Source organism: Vibrio sp. 10N.222.48.A3 (assembly GCF_041475345.1).
Classification (GTDB): Bacteria; Pseudomonadota; Gammaproteobacteria; order Enterobacterales; family Vibrionaceae; genus Vibrio; species Vibrio tasmaniensis_A.
On record NZ_JBFRVX010001145.1, the window covers coordinates 1 to 2,466 of the forward strand.

At 42.3% G+C, this 2,466-nt stretch carries 3 protein-coding genes; all 3 read right to left on the reverse strand.

Going from position 1 to position 2,466, the window contains the following annotated elements; genetic code table 11:
- Window positions 1–263: 263 nt before the first annotated feature.
- Window positions 264–659 (reverse strand): phosphate ABC transporter substrate-binding protein, encoded by a 396-nt coding sequence (locus AB4653_RS24465; RefSeq protein ID WP_009846438.1) that lies wholly within the window; start codon window positions 657–659, stop codon window positions 264–266.
- An 11-nt stretch (window positions 660–670) separates the two neighbouring features.
- Window positions 671–1,921, reverse strand: coding sequence for a hypothetical protein (locus AB4653_RS24470; protein ID WP_102257347.1), 1,251 nt, complete (start codon window positions 1,919–1,921; stop codon window positions 671–673).
- Between the two features lie 12 nt (window positions 1,922–1,933).
- The coding region (locus AB4653_RS24475; RefSeq protein WP_372105534.1) for a methyl-accepting chemotaxis protein at window positions 1,934–2,466 on the reverse strand (533 nt) is incomplete at its 5' end.

Below are 2,466 nucleotides of genomic sequence, written 5' to 3' on the forward strand. Positions count from 1 at the left end.
AATAATCTCAACATGCCCATTTTTATATCAAACAAACTAAATGAATAAAAATATAAAAAATTTGGATTTTTTAGAGAATAGAACAAAAAACAACCAGCAAGATTGCCTTATGAAACAATAAGATAGGGAATTGACAAGCGAGTGTAAGCGGTAAGTAAGAGAGTTCGAGCAGTATGTAAGCCAATGTAAGAGTGGCGCCCTATTAGAGCGCCACACGAAAAGCCTTTACTTTACAGCTCAAGCTTTTATTTTATAGCTCAAACTTAAAGCTTTAGAAGAACCTTAACTGAGCTATCAACTAAAGAGTCATCGATATAAGCAATTTTGTTTGAAGAGCTAGCTACCATGTCTTTCGCTAAGCTTTCTTGACCTACAGCTTTAGGTGGTTGACCTTTACCCGTAAATACTCGCTTTGCCCAGTAAGCTTGAAGCTGTGCTTCTGTCTTCTTTGTAATTGCTTGGTGAAAAGTACCCTTAAGTGGGTGACCGTCTTCCAAGTCTACCGCTTCAATCTGTAGAGACTTTGCTTTACCTAGATACAGTTTTTTAACTGTTGAAGCGTCAAGCTCATTCATTGATGGGTTGCCAACAACAACCAAACCAGCGAAAGCGTTCATGCTGCTAAGAAGAGCAGCGGCTACCAATGCTTTTTTAAACATAATTCTCTTCCTTAAAATACCGCGTCAACTTTAACTGTGTACAAGATGTTGTCTTCGTTCTTGTAAGATGCGTTAACTCCACCATTAGTTGAACCGAAGTTGGTTAGGTAGCTAACATCACCTTTCAGCGCGATATTAGGCATAAAGTCCCAACGAGTACCGATGCTGTAAGTTGTGCGTTGGATATTCATGTTGCTAGAGATAGCGGCTGCAGAGCCGAAAGCATATTTAGTAGCAGCACTTGGGTTCTTAACCATGTTTACGTATTGACGTTTAACCTGGTTGTTACGTTCTGCATCGTCTGTCGATTCCATGTGCGCTACAGTTACGTAAGGCGTGAATTCGTTCACACGGTAAGCCGTTGTCAGGTAAGCAGAATCTACATCGTGATAGAAACCTTCAACCGTTGTACGAGTAACTTCTGAAACTAGCGATAGGTTACCGTTGTCGTATCGACCACCAACACCGTAGAACTTCGCATTCTCATCGTTAAACGTTGTGTTTAAAATAGGTGGCTTATTCTTAACGTTCCAGTTTGTTGTTGAGCTTACCACTGCTTGAGCGTAAACCGTACGTAAAGTCCAAGTGTCGTCTGTCCAGTTGATCACACCACCAGCGATGTCATCAAACTGCGTATCAGCATTGTAGCTATGCTTAGACGCTGAAAGCTTTTGTGAACCTACGAAACCTTGGAATGATACTGTGCTGTCGTCTAACTCAACGTCATAGATGAAATCACCACCAGTAAGTGACGTAAGAACCACAGAACCATAAACTTCACTAGGAACGCGAACGCTTGTTTGAGCGTAACCCACTTCTAGGTAGTCAGAGTACATGAACAGAGGAAGACGTAGCTTACCGCCACGGACTGTCAAATTTGGTGTTACTTTATGGCTTAGAAATGCCCACTCAACATCCGGTGTCCAGTTTTCTTTCTTGTTACCGCGAGCAACCATTTGCACTACAGCTGAAGTAGAGTCGTTAACTTCAAACTCACCTTGCAAACCAATTAGAGAACCTTCATCAAAGCGTACTTTGTTTTGTGACTTCATGAAACCATGGCTATTGTTACCAAGTTGCATGTTCAAAGACGCAAAACCATTGAAGCTAAATTTATCAGCGACTGAATTTAGTTCTTTTGCTTCAAGAATAGCGACCTTGTTCTCAAGCTCAGCCAATTTTTGCTCATCTGTAGCGTGTACAGCGAATGAAGTCGCAAGTGCTACCGCTAACGGCAATAAGCGAAAAGAGGAGTTAGTCATTGTTGTTCTCCGTTATACTTTAAATTGTGATGTTGATTTACTCAGCTCTGTAACGATGCCACTCAGTTGGTGACTTAGAGCTTCGAGTTGATCTGTCGACTGAGACACTTGATGAGAGCACTGTCTAAAATCATCCATATGGGTGTGGATTTGTTTTGAAGCACGAGCTTGATGCTCTGTAGTACTTGCAATTTGTTTGTTGAGCTCGGTAATTTCTTCTACCTGGCCACTAATTTCTAATAGATAGTCACCAGCGTTTTGCGCGTCTCCAACCGCCTGTGACGAGCTCGCTAAGCCTTGGTCCATAGCGCCAACAGCAGCGTTAGAGCCGGACTTAAGGTCGACCAACAGGGCATTAATTTCTGTTGCTGATTGTTGAGTATTGTTCGCTAACACGCGCACTTCGTCGGACACAACAGCAAAGCCTCGGCCATGTTCACCAGCTCGCGCAGCTTCAATTGCAGCATTTAGTGCTAATAAATTCGTTTGCTCAGCGACACTTTGTATTGTGTTTAGTATTGAGCCAACATTGCTTGCATTCTGAT